The organism is Paractinoplanes tereljensis, from assembly GCF_016862435.1.
Lineage (GTDB): Bacteria > Actinomycetota > Actinomycetes > Mycobacteriales > Micromonosporaceae > Actinoplanes > Actinoplanes tereljensis.
Genome location: NZ_BOMY01000060.1, coordinates 144,643 through 159,640, shown reverse-complemented (window position 1 = coordinate 159,640; position 14,998 = coordinate 144,643). Strand labels below are relative to the sequence as shown.

The following is a 14,998-nucleotide window of genomic DNA, read 5'->3' as shown; positions in this document are numbered from 1 at the left end:
CCACTGAGCCGCCCCCGAGATGACCCTGAGATCCGGCTCAGGGTTTGCCGCCCGGGACGGGGTTTGTCGTACCCCCGGGGCAGAATGCCAGTAGTTCCTTGAGGGAGGATGGGCCGTGCCCACCGGATCCGGTTACCGCCGAGAGCTCTACCGCGACGACGCGGTGGTGCTGCGTGTGCAGAAACTCGGCGAGAGCGACCGGATCATCACGCTGCTGACCCGCCGGCACGGCCGGCTGCGCGCGGTGGCCCGCGGCGTGCGGCGCACCGCCTCGCGTTTCGGTGCCCGGCTCGAGCCGTTCGGCCACATCGACCTGCAGCTGGCCGGCTCGCCCGAGGGGGTCGGCAGCGCGCTGCACTCGGTCAGCCAGGTCGAGGCGGTCGCGCTCTACGGCAAGCACTTCCTCACCGACTACCCGCGCTACACGGCGGCCAGCGCCATCGCCGAGACCGCCGAGCGGCTCACCCCGATCGAGCGGGAGCCGTCGCTGCGGCTGTTCCAGCTCACCCTGGGCGCGCTCAAGGCCCTCGCCGCCGGCGAGCACGCCGGCCCCCTGGTCCTCGACGCCTACCTGCTGCGGGCGATGGCCACGGCCGGCTGGGCGCCGGCCATCTCCGAGTGCGCGGTCTGCGGCACCCCGGGCCGGCACGCGGCGTTCTCGGTCCCGGCCGGCGGCGCGGTCTGCCCCGACTGCCGGCCACCCGGCGCCGCCCACCCCAGCCCGGACACCCTCGGCCTGATGCGGGCGCTCACCGACGGCGACTGGCTGGTCGCCGACTCGTCCGAGCCGCCGATCCGCCGGGAGTGCAGCGGCCTGGTCGCCGCCCACCTGCAATGGCACATGGAGCGGGCGCTGCGCTCGCTGCCGCTGGTCGATCGACGGGAGAGTTCCTGATGCCGCGTCCACCCACCCCGCACCTGTCCGGGGTCCGCCCGCCGGAACTGCCGAAGGCCGCGCTGCCGAAACACGTGGCGATCGTGATGGACGGCAACGGGCGCTGGGCCAAGGACCGCGGCCTGTCCCGCACCAAGGGCCACGAGCAGGGTGAATACTCGCTGTTCGACACGATCGAGGGCGCCATCGAGCTGGGCATCCCCTACCTGTCGGCCTACGCGTTCTCGACCGAGAACTGGAAGCGCTCGCCCGAGGAGGTGCGCTTCCTGATGGGCTTCAACCGCGACGTGATCCGCCGCCGCCGCAACCAGCTGGTCGACCTGGGCGTGCGGGTGGTCTGGTCCGGGCGGGCCGGCCGGCTGTGGAAGAGCGTCATCTCCGAGCTGCAGACCGCCGAGGAGATGTCGAAGAACAACAAGACGCTGACCCTGCAGTTCTGCGTCAACTACGGCGGGCAGGCCGAGATCGCCGACGCGACCGCCGCGATCGCCCGTGACGTGGTGGCCGGCAGGCTCAAGGCCGACAAGATCACCGAGAAGACCATCGCGAAATACCTGTACCACCCCGAGGTCCCCGAGGTCGATCTCTTCCTGCGCCCGTCCGGCGAGCAGCGCACCTCCAACTTCCTGCTCTGGCAGACCGCGTACGCCGAACTGGTCTTCCTGGACACCCTGTGGCCCGACTTCGACCGCCGCCACCTCTGGTACGCGTGCGAGCTCTACGCCTCCCGGGACCGCCGGTTCGGCGGGGCGGTGCCCAACCCGGTCGCCCCCGCTACGTCGTAAGGATCCGCACCGTCGCGGCGGTGTCGGACAGATCCGGGAGTACGGCGTGGGCGCCCGCGAGCACCAGATCGGCCATCGTGGTCGCTCCGGTCGCCACGCCCACCGCGAGGGCGCCGTTGGCCAGCGCGGCCGTCACGTCGTGCACCGTGTCGCCGATGACGACCGGGGTGAACTTCTCGCCGTACTTCGCTTCGGCGCGTTCCAGGCTGCGGCGCACCAGGGTGGCGCGCACGGCGTCGTCGGTGCCGTAACCGCCCACCTCGGCGTCGAACGAGCCACTGAGCCCGAACGCGGCCACCTTGGCCGCCGCCACCTCGGGCACGTTGCCGGTGACCAGCGTCTGCACCACCCGCGGGTCGTCGCCGAGGCGTTCCAGCACATCCCGTACGCCGGGCATCAGCGCACCCTGCTCGCCGAATTCGTGCTGCACCGCGAGCACGTTCTGGACGTAGCGCACGAAGAACGTCTCCGGCGTGCAGTCGGTCACCCCGTGCCGGGCGAACACCTCGGCGCAGATGTCCATGTCGGTGCGCCCGCCGAAGATCGGTGTCTCCAGCCAGGCGCGCCCGGTGATCTCGGTGAACGCGGCCCGCCAGGCGCGCGCCGCCACCCCGCCGCCACGCAGCAGGGTGTAGTCGATGTCCCACATGACCAGGCGTCTCACTCCTGCAAGGCCCGTTCGATGTGTTCGACCTTCGCGGTCAGCGCACCGGTGACTCCGGGCCGCACGTCCGCCTTGAGCGACACGCTCACCCGGTGCCCATCCTTGCCGACGGCCTCCACGGCCGCCTTCACCACGGCGAAGCATTCGTCCCACTCACCCTCGATCGTGGTGAACATGGCGTCGGTGCGATTGGGCAGCCCGGAAGCCCGTACCACCCGCACCGCCTCGGCGACGAGGTCCCCCACGGATTCACCGGACCCGATCGGCGTAACAGAAAACGCAACCAGCATGCGGCAATAGTCGCAGCACGCTCCCGGTCCGGCGCAACCCTTCAGCGCCCGCTGTGTCGGACCCGCCGCGCGGGTGCGAGAGCGCTCTCAGAGAGGCCGGGCGGCCGATTCGGCCCGCGCCGGCGGCGCGAGGAGATCGCGCTTCCCGCCGCGCCGCCTTGCTTCCGGCGGCCGGCTTCGCCCGCCTGCCGGCGGTGCCCGGCCCGCGCCGGGCTCGCGGTCGGCTTTTGGGTTGACGGAGTGAGTACTCACTCCGTAGCTTGAATTGCATGACAGAGACATCGGCTCGGCGCCGGGCGCCGGGAATGAGCCCGGAGCGGCGCCGGGAGATGATCGTGGCCGCGACGGTGCCGTTGCTCATGGAGCACGGCGCCGGGGTCAGCACCCTGCAGATCGCCCAGGCCGCCGGGATCGGTGAGGCCACCGTCTTTCGCGCCTTCACCGACAAAGACGAGCTGCTCGATGCCTGTGTGGCTGCTGTCCTGCGCAACGATCAGGTCCTGGCCGAACTCGACTCCGTGCCGCTCGGCCAGCCGCTCGCCGACCGGTTGGCCGAGGCCGCCGCGACCCTGCGCGCCTATCTCGACCGGATGGGCGTGGTGATCGGCGCGGTGCATTCCGCCGGCCGGCGTGCCGAGCGCCGCGCGCCCGCCGCAGGCCGCCCCGCACCGGGCGAGAGCGGCAGCGGCGGCAGCGCGGCGGGCGAGAGCAGCGCGGCGGGCGAGAGCAGCGCGGCGGGCGAGAGCAGCGCGGCGGGCCGGACGGCCGGCAGGCCGGCGCCGGACGGCCACCTCGCCGGGGCGCGGGAGGAGGCGGCGGAGCGGACGCGGCAGGCGATCATGCGGCTTCTCGAACCCGACCGGGCCTCGCTGCGGCTGCCGGTCGACCAGCTCACCGACATCTTCCTCGGGCTGCTGGTCCCCGGCCGCGGAATCCCCGGCGGGCCGCACGTGCCGACCGAGACCCTCGTCGACGTCTTCCTGCACGGTGTGGTCGCCGGGGAGGCATAGGTCAGCAGGTGCGGCTTCGCTTCCAGGCCAGGAAGGCCCGGGGCTTGTCGGTGATGATGCCGGCCATCCCCGGGTACGAGGCCATCCGCTTCCACTCGGCCGGGTCGTTGACGGTCCACGAGTAGACGCGCAGGCCGCCGGCGGTCCACTTCGCCATCCGCGCGGCGGTGATCGCGTCCTTGTTCTTGATCAGGATGTTCGCGTGCAGTTTGACGGTGGCCGGGTCGACGTCGCCCACACCCTGCACCAGCGCCCGCGCGTAGGTGGGCAGCCGGGTCTTGGCCTCGTCCAGGGTGGCGGCGTCGAACGACGAGATCGCCGGCAGCGGGGCCGTGCCGCCCCGCGACTTCAGGGCGGCCTCCAGCGCCGTCCACTGGGTCGCGTTCGGGTTGACCTTCAGCTCCACGAACGCGTACGCGGCGTCGACGACCTGGTCGTTGATGAAGTCCCGCAGCGTCGGCACCGGCTGGTCGTCGTCGGTGCGCAGCTCGCTCAGCTCGGCGTAGGTGAACTCGGCGACCGGGCCGGTGCCGTCGGTCGTGCGGTCCACCGTCTCGTCGTGCATCAGCACCGGAACGTTGTCCCGGGTGAACCGGACATCGGTCTCCCAGAACCCGACGGTCTGGTTGGATGCGTCCCGATACGCGTTGCGGCTGTTCTCCACGTATCGTTCGTTGCCGCCGCGGTGCGCCAGCGGCGACGGGGTCACGCACGCCGCGGCCGACGCCGACAGTGAGGTGCCGAGGGCCACCCCGGCCGCGACGGCACCGACCGCGATGACCGATACGACTCTTCGATTCATCGCAGCATCATTGCATCGTCCCGCCAGTGAGGTGTGCCGATCGACTACCGTCCGGCTGTGACAAACGCGGCAGCGGCGGGAACCTGGGTTCTGGGTGATCAGCGGGTCAACCGGATGGGATTCGGATCCATGCGGCTCACTGTGGACCCCGACCCGCACGTCGCCGTCCGGGTGCTGCGGCGGGCCGTCGACCTCGGCGTCGAACACGTCGACACCGCCGCGTTCTACTTCTCACCGGGCGGCATTCTGGACGTCGGCGACGGACCGGCACGGTATGCGACCGAACTCATTCGGCGCGCTCTCTCGCCGTACGGTGAAAGGCTTTTGATTGCCACCAAAGTCGGACCGGGAATCCTGGCCGATGGCCGCTGGGGTGAAGCCCGCACCGCGGGCGAGCTGCGCAAACAGGTCGAGGAAAACCTGCGGCGGCTCGGTGTGGAACGGCTCGACCTGGTCAATCTGCGGGTGTTCCGGTCGGCCGATTCGATCGCCGAACGGTTCGCGGCGCTCGCCGACATGCGCGCGGAAGGGCTGATCCGCCATCTCGGGCTTTCGGCGGTACGGGTGGAACAGCTCGACGAAGCGCTCGCCATCGCGCCGGTCGCGTGCGTGCAGAACAGTTACGCCCTCGACCTGAGGCACAACGACGAAATGCTGCGGGTCTGCGGAGAGCGGGGAATCGCGTTCGTGCCGTTCTTCGCGATCGCCGGACCGGGAAAGGAAAGCGGCGCGAGCGCCGAACAGAATGCGGTGATCGAGGCGGTGGCGGCCCGGCACGGGGCGACCGCCCACCAGGTACGCCTGGCCTGGACCCTGCACCAGGGGGAGCATGTGCTCGCCATTCCGGGAACCGGCAGTGAACGGCACCTCGCGGAAAATGTCGCGGCCGGCGCCATTCGGCTCACCGAGAGCGACCTGTCCGAACTGTTTGCCGTCCGGCCATGAGATCGACAGGGCCCGTTGAGGTCATCCCGCGAATGTGTCGACGAAACCGCATGAGTCGATCCTTCGTCGGGAGCACACCAATATGGGTCACGGCCACGACCACGATCACGACCACCCGCAGCTGAGCACCGGCGGCGACCTCTCGCCGGCCATGGACCTGAGCATCCCGGACAGCGAACTGTCGCCGTCCGATGTGTCCCGCCGCGGCTTCCTGCGCGGTGCCGGCCTGCTCGGTGCCGGTGCCGCCGCCTCCGTGCTGGCCACCCCGGGCGCCGCCGAGGCCGCCGGCCTGTCGCACGCGCACGGCCCGACCGGTGGCGGCGCCGAGAAGGGCGGGTTCCAGTGGCTCGCCGGTGACCACCACATCCACACCCAGTACAGCTCCGACGCCCAGTACCGGGTCCTGGACCAGGCCAAGCACGGCCACGCGTACGGGCTGGACTGGCTGGTCATCACCGACCACGGCAGCAACGAGCACGCCAAGATCGGTGTGGAGAAGGTCAACCCGGACATCCGCAAGACCCGCGAGGAACTCAAGGGCCTGCTGACCTTCCAGGGGCTGGAGTGGAACATCCCGGCCGCCGAGCACGCGACCGTGTTCGTGCACCCCGGCAAGAACGAGGTGGCCGTCCTCAAGCAGTTCGAGCAGACCTACGACGGCTCGCAGCTGCCCGCCACCAACACCGAGGCGCAGAACGAGGCGGCCGCGATCGCCGGCATCAAGTTCCTCGCCTCGCAGGTGAAACAGCGCAAGGTCGAGGGCGCGCTGTTCCTGGCCAACCACCCGGCCCGCCGCGGCATCGACTCGCCACACGAGATCCGCAACTGGCGCGACGCCGACCCGACGGTCGCCATCGGCTTCGAAGGGGCGCCCGGCCACCAGGCCGCCGGCATCCCGATCGCGTACGGCCGGGGCGGCGCCCGCGGCTACTACGACAACAACCCCTCGGCCGCCTCGTACGCCGGTTACCCGCTCGAGAGCTACCGCACCTGGGGTGGCTTCGACTGGATGACCGCCACCGTCGGCGGGCTCTGGGACAGCCTGCTCTCCGAGGGCAAGGCCTGGTGGATCACCGTCAACTCGGACTCCCACGTCAACTACCTCGACCAGTCCGAGCGCGGGCCCGGCAGCGACTTCGCCACCAACGGCAAGTACAACGACCCGGTCTACAGCGGCAAGACCCTCACCACGGCCGGTGACTTCTGGCCCGGCTACTACGGCCGCACCAACGTGGGTGCGTCGTCGTTCGCGTACAAGGCGGTCATGGACGGCCTGCGGGCCGGCCGCGTCTGGGTCGACCACGGCCGGCTGATCAAGAGCCTGGACGCCCGGGTCCGGGTGGCCGGCGACCGCCGTGGCAGCACCGGCACCCCGCTCGGCGGCGTGGTGCAGGTCAAGCGGGGCACCTCGACCGAGCTGACCCTCGAGATCGACCTGCAGGACGTGCCGAATTTCGCGGCGTTTGTGCCCGTACTCAAGCGGGTTGATGTGATTGTCGGAACGGTGACCGGCCCGGTCACCGACAAGGACACCTTCAAGGCGCCCGACACCAAGGTCGTCAAGTCGTTCGAGGTCGACGCCGCCGCCAAGAGCGTTTCGGTGACCTACTCGTTCGGCCGCCTCGACAAGCCGTTCTACGTGCGGGTCCGCGGCACCGACGGCAAGCGCACCCAGCCCGGCCTGATGGGTACCGCGGTCGACCCGTACGGTCCGAAGCTGGACGTCATCGGCGACGCCGACCCGTGGGGCGACCTGTGGTTCTACACCAACCCGATCTGGGTCCTGCCGAAGTGACGTTGTACCGCTCGGTCGCGGCCGTCGGCGTCAGCCTCGGCCACCCCGACCTGGCCGCCGCGGACCACTGGATCCTGTCCCTGGATCCACGTCCGCGGCTGGCCTGCACCCACCTCGTCACCACGCCGCACCGGCACGTGGCGATCAGCCTCACCACCACCGAGGTCTATGAGACCGAGCCCGAACTGCAGGCCGCCGCGGATGCGGCAGTGGACGGCAAATTCGGCCGCGCGGTCATCTTCCCCGGGGTCGAGGAGCTGACCGGCATCCGTACCGTCGCCGAGATTCTCGAACTCAGCGCGATCGAACGGGTCGAGGTGCTTGGCTCGGGCGTCGCCGACGGCGACGCCCAGGTCGACACCCGCGACTTCGTCCGCCCGCAATACCGGGACAGCGAGCTGGTCCTCACCACCACACCGGCGGCCGGGGGCGTCCTGGTCCCGTTCGAAACCCGGGATCCCACCCCCTGCTGCGCGAACCACTGACCCTACGCTGGGCCGGTGTCTCTCCACACCCAGTTGCTTCAAGGACGCGGTGGGGTGCTGCTCTTCGGCATCACCCCACCGCGCCGCAGCGCCACCCCCGAGAAGATCCGGGAGATCGCCGAGATCACCCTCGGCCGCCTGACCGGCCTCGACCTCGACGGCCTGATCCTGTACGACATCGACGACGAATCCGACCGCAACCCCGGTGAGCGTCCGTTCCCGTACCTGCCGACCATCGACCCGGTCGAATTCCACACCCACCTCGGTGCCTGGGACCGCCCGGTCGTCATCTACCGCTGCGTGGGCAAGTACGCCGAGGACGAGCTGCGGTCATGGCTCACCACCGCGGACACCGACCGGGTGCTCGGCGTCTTCGTCGGAGCCTCATCGGGTGACAAGCCGGTGCGGACCGACCTGCGCCGAGCGCAGGCACTTCGTGCGGAGGTACGGCCGGAGCTGGGCCTGGGCGCGGTGGTCATCCCCGAGCGGCACGCCCGCGGCGGCGAGGAACACCTGCGGATGCTCACCAAGCAGGAACGCGGCTGCAGCTTCTTCATCTCCCAGGTGATCTACGACGCCGGCGAGACCAAGGACCTGCTCTCCGACTACTTCTACGCGTGCCGCGCGGGTGGCCTGGAACCCCGCCCGGTGATCTTCACGCTGTCCCTGTGCGGCTCGACCAAGACCCTGGCGTTCCTCAAATGGCTGGGCGTGGACGTGCCACGCTGGCTGGAGAACACCCTCCTGCACGCCGAGGACCCACTGGCCGAGTCACACCGCGAGGTTCTGGCGATAGCCCAGGACCTGCGCGACTATTGCGAACGGCTGGGCCTGCCATACGGCTTCCACGTCGAGTCGGTCTCCATCCGCAAGGTAGAGATCGACGCCGCCGTCCGCCTGACCGAGGAACTGGGCGCCCTGCTGCGCTCAGCCCCTATCGAGGCCTGAGCTTCCGGTCGCGGACCATGCCGATCCCGCTCCTACCGCCACGAACAACGCGAACGGAAGCTCCGGGTCGGCCTGAATGACGGCCAAGGCCACCCACTGGTTGTGCTCGGGGCAGCTCCACGCCAGCATCCCGCTTGTCTGGCTGCGGAAGAAGTCGACCGCCTCGCCATCCTCAAGGTCGGCGGGATTCCTGTGTTCCCCGTCGCCCCAGAAGTTGACCTCCTCAGCCGGCCCCCACCTTTTGCTGAACGCCTCCGCAAGTCGGTCGCGCTCCTGCTCAATGGCGTCTCGGACCGGCCCGACGACCTCCTCGCCACGGTCATCCCAGAAGTCCTGAGTGACAGAGAGACGAGCCACGTGGTGGTCTACGTCCCCGAACGCGTCCCGGCGGCCGTAAGCGATGTCGGGAAACGGCTGACGCATCAGGGCGTCAACGGCTGCTTCGTGCGCCGAGCTCATGGTCTCCAGATTAGATGTCGGCCCGTGGCCAGGTTTTTCACGCCAGACTTTGGAAGCCCGGACGAGTTGCAGAGGTGGCGCACGGCATCCTCGAAACCCTCGGCGCCCTCATGAACCTCGTAATACTCGCCCCACGTGGTGTCGACCGTGAGGCTGATCCAGCGCAGCCCGTCGGGCGCAAGTTCGGTCGCAGACAGGGAGACGCTGGATATCTCATCCCACCGCAGCATGTCGATACTGGCGGCGCCAGGGCGCATCTCCATGCCGAATACCGAGACCAGAGGCTCGGTCTCCGACGTCACCGTGACACCGTCACCGGTCACCTCAATCCGCTGCACCGGCGGATCCTACGCAGGGCGCCGCCCGGTTCCGAGGCTGCCGCCAACGAAGGGCCGTACGGCCCAGACCTGAGCGGCGGAAGTCGGCACCGAGCCGGCGGAGAGAACCCACTCGTCGGCGAGGGCGCCGACAACCAGGTCGTCGTTGCCGAAGCGCAGCACCAGACCCGCGCAGACCGCGTCACCGTCGTGGCCGAGGATCGCGGCACCGTCGCTGAGCCGGGCCCCGACGAAACTCGACAGCACATCCGGACTCAGCGCCGGGCCGACTCTTGTCTGCCCGTACTCATCCATGTCGTAGGAACGGTATGGATCCTTCTTCGAGAGGAGGAACTGGTCGCCGCGGCCGTGCAGAGCGATCGGACCAGTGTGTTCGAAGAAGAGCCATGCATGCAGCAGGCTCTCGGCATCCGGTTCGCGCCGTCCCTCGAACCAGTGCCGGGCCTCGGTCACGGCCTCGAGCCGTCGCCCGCAGATGCTCGTCAACCATGCTTCAACCATCGAGGGATCGCTGAAGCCCACGTACGGCACCTGGTGCTCCACCCGCAACGCCTGCCATACGGCGTGAGCGGTGGCTTCGTACACGTCGCCCACACCGGTGTCGCACTCGGTGACGGCCACCTGGGTCACCGTCACCTTTGCCGCCTCGGACCGGCCGTGCAGCGCCCACTGAGCGCCCAGCTCGGCCTCACGCCGGTGTTCGTCGGAAGCGTCAGCCAACACCTCGACCCCGGGTCGGCTCGACGCCGCCACCTCCACAGTGACCTGCGCGAACCGTGAGTAGCGGCTCGTCTGCTCCAACAGGCGGAAGGTGGTCACGGCCCTGATCGTTCCAGCCAGTTGCCGTCTCCGGCGAACGATATAGCGCTACGCGGCGCCCGCATCGCGACCAGAGAGGCGCACCGGCTTCGCAGTGCCGGTGAACCTCCATCGGGCAGCCATGGCGAGTTGGAGAGGTTCTGGCAATCGCCTAGGACCTACGCGATTTCTGGGAGCGGCTGGGCCTGCTGTACGGCTTCCACGTCGAGTCGGTCTCCATCAGCAAGGCAGAGATCGAGGCAGCCGCCCGCCTGACCGTGCCCTGCTGCGCTCGGCCCTCATCAGAGCCTGCAGTTATCCACAGGCCACAACAATGTCGCGAACCTCACCGCCTCCCTGTGCCAGCCTGACAACGTGCTGGAGGAACTGACCCGAGTCCGTGGTGTGCTCGCCGAATGCGGCGACACACCACTGTGGTCGTCCACCGACACCCAGGTGCTCGACGCGCTCGTGCAGGCACATGCCTGTGCGCAACAGGTGCAGGCGATCCTCGCGCACCTGATCCACGAGGCCGAGACCCGAGGCCTGCCACGCAAGGAAGCCGCGTCGAGCACACCGGTGTGGCTGCGGCAACGGATCCGGACAAGCATGTGGGAAGGTCGGAGACTCGCGAAACTAGCCGCCGAACTCGACCGCTCCCCGGCGCTCGACACGGCCGTCTCCGACGGAGAGATCTCCACCGACCAGGCGATCGTGATCGCCCAGGCGGTCGCGGACCTACCCGCCGACACCAGCATCGACACCCGGGCGCAGGCCGAGAAGCTGCTGATCTCCTACGCCGCCGAGTTCGATCCGGCCACCCTGGCCAAGTTCGGCGCCCGGATCCTGGCGCACGTCGACCCGGAGGCCGCCGACCGGCACGACGAAGAGGCGCTGAAACGGCAGGACGCGCGCGCCCACCAGGGGCGAGGGTTCACGCTGAGCCCGACCGGCGACGGCCGGGTGCGGCTGTCGGGCTGCCTGGACACCGCGGCCGCGGCCATCGTCAACGCGGCGCTGGACCCACTGTGTCACCCCGGCCGGGAGTCCGCGACCGACAGCGACACCACCCGCACAGCGGCGCAGCGTCGCGCGGACACCCTCGTCGACATCTGCAACCGAGTCCTCCGCAACGGGGAATTGCCGACATCGGGCGGAGACGCGGCCCAGGTGGTGGTGACCATCCCGATCGACACCCTGCGAACCCCGCCGGCCTCGTCCGCGGAACCCTCCGGCGAACCGCCCGCTCCGGGCCATGGTTCGGCGGGTCGCAGCGGTGTCTCCGGAGCGCTGGACACCGACGCACCGATCAGCGCCGCCGAGGCGCGGCAGATGGCCTGTGACGCTCAGATCATTCCGGCGGTGCTCGGCGCCGACGGGCAGGTGCTCGACATCGGCCGTGCCCGTCGCCTGTTCACCGGCCCGCTCCGCCGGGCCCTCATCCTTCGCGACGGCGGGTGCGCCTTCCCGTCGTGCGACCGGCCGGCGAACTGGGCCGACGGACATCACATCCAGTCCTGGGCCGACGGTGGACCGACCACCCTGTCCAACGCTTGCCTGCTATGCCGCTACCACCACCGGGTCATTCACCGCACTGATTGGCGGGTGCGCCTAGCGGCCGACGGCCTTCCTGAGTTCATCCCACCGCCGACCGTCGACCCGTTACGCCGGCCTCTCCGTAACGCCTACCATCGGCGGCAGTGAGCAGGGCGGAGACGACATCAGACACCCGCGGCCAGTTCGATCAGGTGGCGTCGGCATGCCTGGGCGGCGGCGGGCATGCGGTGGTCTCGGTGGTGGATTACAGCTATGTCCGGGTGGGTTGGGGTTGGGGTCAGCTGCCGTATCGCTATGGCTGGGCCGGGTGCCTCGGCGGCGGTTCGAGCCAGTAAAGCCACGCCCAGGCCGGCGGCCACCAGTTCGCGGATGCTCGCCGGGGTCGCTGCCTCGAACGGGACTTGCGGAGCGAAGCCGGCCGTGTGGGCGGCCTCGTCGAGGATGGCTCGCAGGCCGCTGCCCGGCGGCAAGCAGACGAACGGCTCGTCGCGCAGCTGGGGCAGGGGGAGCGCGGTGCCGCCCGCCAGGTGGTGTTCGGGCGAGACGATCAGCACCACCTGCTCGCGGGCTATCCGGTGAGCAGAGAAGCGGGACGGCAGGTCGGCGTGTGCCGGGCCGACCACCAGATCGACCATGCCCGCGTCCAACTCGGTGAGGAGGGCCGCGATCAGGCCGGAGCGCAGGTTGAGGCTGACCCCGGGATAGCGGGCGTGGAACCCGGACAACGCCCCGGGCAGGTCGAAGCCGCCGACGACCGCGGTGGCGCCCAGGGTTACCCGGCCAGTCAAGACGGCGGCCAGGTCGGCCAGGTCGTTGCGGGCGCCGTCGATCTCGGCCAGGGCGCGCCGGCTCCGGGCCAGGAACAACTCGCCGGCTTCGGTTAAGGCCACCCGGCGGGTGGTGCGGGTGAACAGCTCGGTGCCCAACTCCGTCTCGAGCGCGCGGATTTGGGCGGACACCGCCGACTGGGCGACGTGCAACCGCTCGGCGGCTCGGGTGAAGCCGCCGAACCGGGCGACCGCCTCGAAGTAGGTGAGTTGGCGCAGCTCCACGGATTCATCTTTGGTCGCGATTAATCGCAGCGCAACTCTGTCTTGGACTTATCAAAGTGGTCGGGTCAGGCTCGGAGTCATGGAACAGCGAAAGCTTGGCGATCTGGCCACCTCCGCGATCGGGCTCGGCTGCATGGGCTTCTCGCAGGCGTACGGGCCGGCCGACGACGACGAGTCGATCGCCGTGATCGGGGACGCGCTCGACCACGGCATCACCCTGATCGACACCGCGATGAGTTACGGCCAGGGGCACAACGAGAGCCTGGTCGGGCGGGCCATCGCCGGCCGCCGCGACGAGGTGGTGCTGGCGACCAAGCTCGGGATCGTGCGGGGTGCGGACGGCACTCGCCTCGATGGTCGGCCGGAGAACGTGCGCGGCTACTGCGACGCCTCCCTGCGGCGTCTCGGCGTCGACATCATCGACCTCTACTACCTGCACCGGGTCGATCCCGAGGTGCCAATCGGCGAGACGGTCGGCGCCATGGCCGAACTCGTGGCCGCGGGCAAGGTGCGCCACCTCGGGGTCTCCGAGGTCAATCCGGTCCAGCTGGAGCAGGCGGCGGCGGTGCATCCGATCGCCGCCGTCGAGTTCGAGTGGTCGCTGGCCTGGCGGGAACCGGAGGACGACGTGGTGCCGGCCGCGCGGCGCCTGGGTATCGGCCTGGTCCCGTACAGTCCGCTGGGTCGCGGCCTGCTCACCGGGGCCCTACCGACCGGGCCGTTTCCGGAGGGGGATTTCCGGCGCACCGATCCGCGGTTCGGTGGCGAGCACCTGACCGCCAACCTCGAGCTGGTGCGGGCGCTGGCCGCGACGGCCGAGGAACATGGCTGTACGCCGGGGCAGATGGCGCTGGCCTGGCTGCTCGCGCAGGGTAACGACGTGGTGCCGATCCCGGGCACCCGCAGTCGGGCCCGGCTGGCCGAGAACGTGGCCGCGGCCGGCATCGCCGTCGACCCGGACGCGGTCGTGCCCCGCGAGGCGTGGCGCGGCGACCGGACCTCCTTCGCGGCGCGCGGCACGACGCGCAGTAAGTGACAAGCCGCTGAGCGCGGCATGACGCGCAATAGGAGGCAAACGCGGCACGACGCGCAGTAGGTGGCAAGCGCTGCGTGCGGCATGACGCGCAGTAACTGGCAAGCGCGGCACGACACGAAGTAGGTGATCAGATGATCGGGCGGAACAGGCCCAGCGTGATCGTGGTGGCCAGCACGGCTGCGGCGAGCCCGGCCGCGCCGATGATGAGCAGCGTGTCGGCGCCGGTGAAGGTCTGCCGGCGGGCGTAGGTGCGGGGCAGGCCGGAGTCGAAGCCTCGCGCGTCCATCGCCACCGCCAGTCGGCCGCCCCGGCGCAGTGCCCCGACCAGCAGCGCGAACGCGGTGGCGCCGAACAGCCGTACCTTGGCGGCCGGGTTGCGGCCGGCGTCGACGCCGCGGGCCCGGCGGGCCAGGGTGAGCATCTGCCATTCGGCGCCTAGCAGCGGCAACAGCCGGAACGCGGCGAGTGCGCCGATCGCGAAGCGGGCCGGCGCCTTGGCGTTCTGCACCAGGGCGTCGGCCAGGTCGGTGGGGTCGGTGGTGGCGAACACCACGATGCCGGGCAGGGCGATCGCGAACAGCCGCAGGATCAGCCCGAGCGCGGTGGCCAGCACGCCGGTGGTGACGTCGAACGGGCCGAGTCCGACCAGGACGGTGCCGCTGCGGTCGGACGCGAACAGCACCATGGTGACCAGCACGCCGGCGCCGGCCAGCAGCAGCGGCCAGACGTGCCGGGCCAGCACCGCGTGGCGCAGCCCGAACAGCGGCAGCAGCGCCAGCTCGATCACCAGCGCGATGGCCGGAGTGAGCGGGTCGAGGGTGCTGAGCAGCGGCAGCGAGAAGAGCAGAGCGGCGGCGAGCTTGGCGACCGGGTTGCGGCGGGCGAGCGGCGCCGCCGGATTCCCGATCGGCTGGGTCACGAACGTCATGCCGGCCGTCCGGAGAACTCGCCGCGAACGGCCGTCATGCCGGCCGTTCGGAGAACTCGCCGCGAACGGCCGTCATGCCGGCCGTTCGGAGAACTCGCCGCGAACGGACGTCATGGCGGGCGAGCGGCGCCGCCGGATTCCCGATCGGCTGGGTCACGAACGTCATGCCGGACGTCCGGAGAACTCGCCGCGAACGGACGTTATGCCGGGC

The 14,998-nt window shown here is 70.2% G+C and carries 17 protein-coding genes; 9 read left to right on the top strand and 8 right to left on the bottom strand.

Translation table 11 applies throughout. From position 1 onward, the window contains the following. The first annotated feature begins 115 nt into the window (after positions 1 to 115). Complete coding sequence (gene recO, locus Ate02nite_RS45385; RefSeq protein WP_203814186.1) at positions 116 to 895, top strand: DNA repair protein RecO; 780 nt, start codon at positions 116 to 118, stop codon at positions 893 to 895. Next, positions 895 to 1,680: an isoprenyl transferase gene (locus tag Ate02nite_RS45380; protein ID WP_203814185.1), complete on the top strand. Its 786-nt coding sequence runs from the start codon at positions 895 to 897 to the stop codon at positions 1,678 to 1,680. The genes recO and Ate02nite_RS45380 overlap by 1 nt, the downstream gene beginning before the upstream one ends. Here the strand turns inward: Ate02nite_RS45380 and Ate02nite_RS45375 are convergent. Together Ate02nite_RS45375 and Ate02nite_RS45370 are read right to left on the bottom strand one after the other, a co-directional pair. Continuing rightward, positions 1,670 to 2,344: an HAD family hydrolase gene (locus Ate02nite_RS45375; protein WP_239148183.1), complete on the bottom strand. Its 675-nt coding sequence runs from the start codon at positions 2,342 to 2,344 to the stop codon at positions 1,670 to 1,672. The genes Ate02nite_RS45380 and Ate02nite_RS45375 overlap by 11 nt on opposite strands. Next, the gene (locus Ate02nite_RS45370; protein ID WP_203814184.1) at positions 2,341 to 2,634 is read right to left on the bottom strand and encodes an MTH1187 family thiamine-binding protein; all 294 of its coding nucleotides are present in this window, start codon (positions 2,632 to 2,634) and stop codon (positions 2,341 to 2,343) included. The genes Ate02nite_RS45375 and Ate02nite_RS45370 overlap by 4 nt, the downstream gene beginning before the upstream one ends. 269 nt (positions 2,635 to 2,903) lie before the next feature. On the opposite strand from Ate02nite_RS45370, the gene Ate02nite_RS45365 reads away from it, so the two are divergent. Beyond that, a complete protein-coding gene (locus tag Ate02nite_RS45365) occupies positions 2,904 to 3,644 on the top strand; it encodes a TetR/AcrR family transcriptional regulator (RefSeq protein WP_203814183.1) in 741 nt (246 codons plus the stop codon). A gap of 1 nt (position 3,645) precedes the next feature. Here the strand turns inward: Ate02nite_RS45365 and Ate02nite_RS45360 are convergent, their stop codons facing one another. Continuing rightward, the gene (locus tag Ate02nite_RS45360) at positions 3,646 to 4,446 is read right to left on the bottom strand and encodes a glycerophosphodiester phosphodiesterase (protein WP_203814182.1); all 801 of its coding nucleotides are present in this window, start codon (positions 4,444 to 4,446) and stop codon (positions 3,646 to 3,648) included. A 114-nt stretch (positions 4,447 to 4,560) separates the two neighbouring features. Between Ate02nite_RS45360 and Ate02nite_RS45355 the strand changes: the two genes are divergently transcribed. From Ate02nite_RS45355 to Ate02nite_RS45340, 4 genes are all read left to right on the top strand, one after another. After that, complete coding sequence (locus tag Ate02nite_RS45355) at positions 4,561 to 5,391, top strand: aldo/keto reductase (protein ID WP_203814280.1); 831 nt, start codon at positions 4,561 to 4,563, stop codon at positions 5,389 to 5,391. 82 nt (positions 5,392 to 5,473) lie between these two features. Then, positions 5,474 to 7,186 (top strand): twin-arginine translocation signal domain-containing protein, encoded by a 1,713-nt coding sequence (locus Ate02nite_RS45350; RefSeq protein ID WP_203814181.1) that lies wholly within the window; start codon positions 5,474 to 5,476, stop codon positions 7,184 to 7,186. After that, entirely contained in the window at positions 7,183 to 7,671 is a 489-nt protein-coding gene (locus tag Ate02nite_RS45345; RefSeq protein WP_239148182.1) for a hypothetical protein, read from the top strand. Before Ate02nite_RS45350 ends, Ate02nite_RS45345 begins: the two co-directional genes overlap by 4 nt. Before the next feature lie 15 nt (positions 7,672 to 7,686). After that, positions 7,687 to 8,619 (top strand): methylenetetrahydrofolate reductase, encoded by a 933-nt coding sequence (locus Ate02nite_RS45340; protein WP_239148181.1) that lies wholly within the window; start codon positions 7,687 to 7,689, stop codon positions 8,617 to 8,619. Here Ate02nite_RS45340 and Ate02nite_RS45335 read toward each other — a convergent pair. The 3 genes from Ate02nite_RS45335 to Ate02nite_RS45325 are packed head-to-tail and all read right to left on the bottom strand — an operon-like array spanning position 8,599 to position 10,235. Next, positions 8,599 to 9,078 (bottom strand): hypothetical protein, encoded by a 480-nt coding sequence (locus Ate02nite_RS45335; RefSeq protein WP_203814180.1) that lies wholly within the window; start codon positions 9,076 to 9,078, stop codon positions 8,599 to 8,601. The genes Ate02nite_RS45340 and Ate02nite_RS45335 overlap by 21 nt on opposite strands. Continuing rightward, entirely contained in the window at positions 9,075 to 9,416 is a 342-nt protein-coding gene (locus Ate02nite_RS45330; RefSeq protein ID WP_203814179.1) for a hypothetical protein, read from the bottom strand. Before Ate02nite_RS45330 ends, Ate02nite_RS45335 begins: the two co-directional genes overlap by 4 nt. Before the next feature lie 9 nt (positions 9,417 to 9,425). After that, positions 9,426 to 10,235 (bottom strand): hypothetical protein, encoded by an 810-nt coding sequence (locus Ate02nite_RS45325; protein ID WP_203814178.1) that lies wholly within the window; start codon positions 10,233 to 10,235, stop codon positions 9,426 to 9,428. A 354-nt stretch (positions 10,236 to 10,589) separates the two neighbouring features. Here Ate02nite_RS45325 and Ate02nite_RS45320 point away from each other — a divergent pair, with 354 nt between their 5' ends. Then, a complete protein-coding gene (locus Ate02nite_RS45320; protein WP_203814177.1) occupies positions 10,590 to 11,918 on the top strand; it encodes an HNH endonuclease signature motif containing protein in 1,329 nt (442 codons plus the stop codon). A 17-nt stretch (positions 11,919 to 11,935) separates the two neighbouring features. Here Ate02nite_RS45320 and Ate02nite_RS45315 read toward each other — a convergent pair whose 3' ends face one another. Beyond that, positions 11,936 to 12,823, bottom strand: a complete 888-nt coding sequence (locus Ate02nite_RS45315; protein ID WP_203814176.1) for a LysR family transcriptional regulator — start codon at positions 12,821 to 12,823, stop codon at positions 11,936 to 11,938. Between the two features lie 79 nt (positions 12,824 to 12,902). Here Ate02nite_RS45315 and Ate02nite_RS45310 point away from each other — a divergent pair, with 79 nt between their 5' ends. Continuing rightward, positions 12,903 to 13,859: an aldo/keto reductase gene (locus Ate02nite_RS45310; protein ID WP_203814175.1), complete on the top strand. Its 957-nt coding sequence runs from the start codon at positions 12,903 to 12,905 to the stop codon at positions 13,857 to 13,859. A gap of 127 nt (positions 13,860 to 13,986) precedes the next feature. On the opposite strand, the gene Ate02nite_RS45305 is transcribed toward Ate02nite_RS45310, so the two are convergent. Next, entirely contained in the window at positions 13,987 to 14,787 is an 801-nt protein-coding gene (locus Ate02nite_RS45305; RefSeq protein ID WP_203814174.1) for an energy-coupling factor transporter transmembrane component T family protein, read from the bottom strand. Positions 14,788 to 14,998 lie beyond the last annotated feature (211 nt).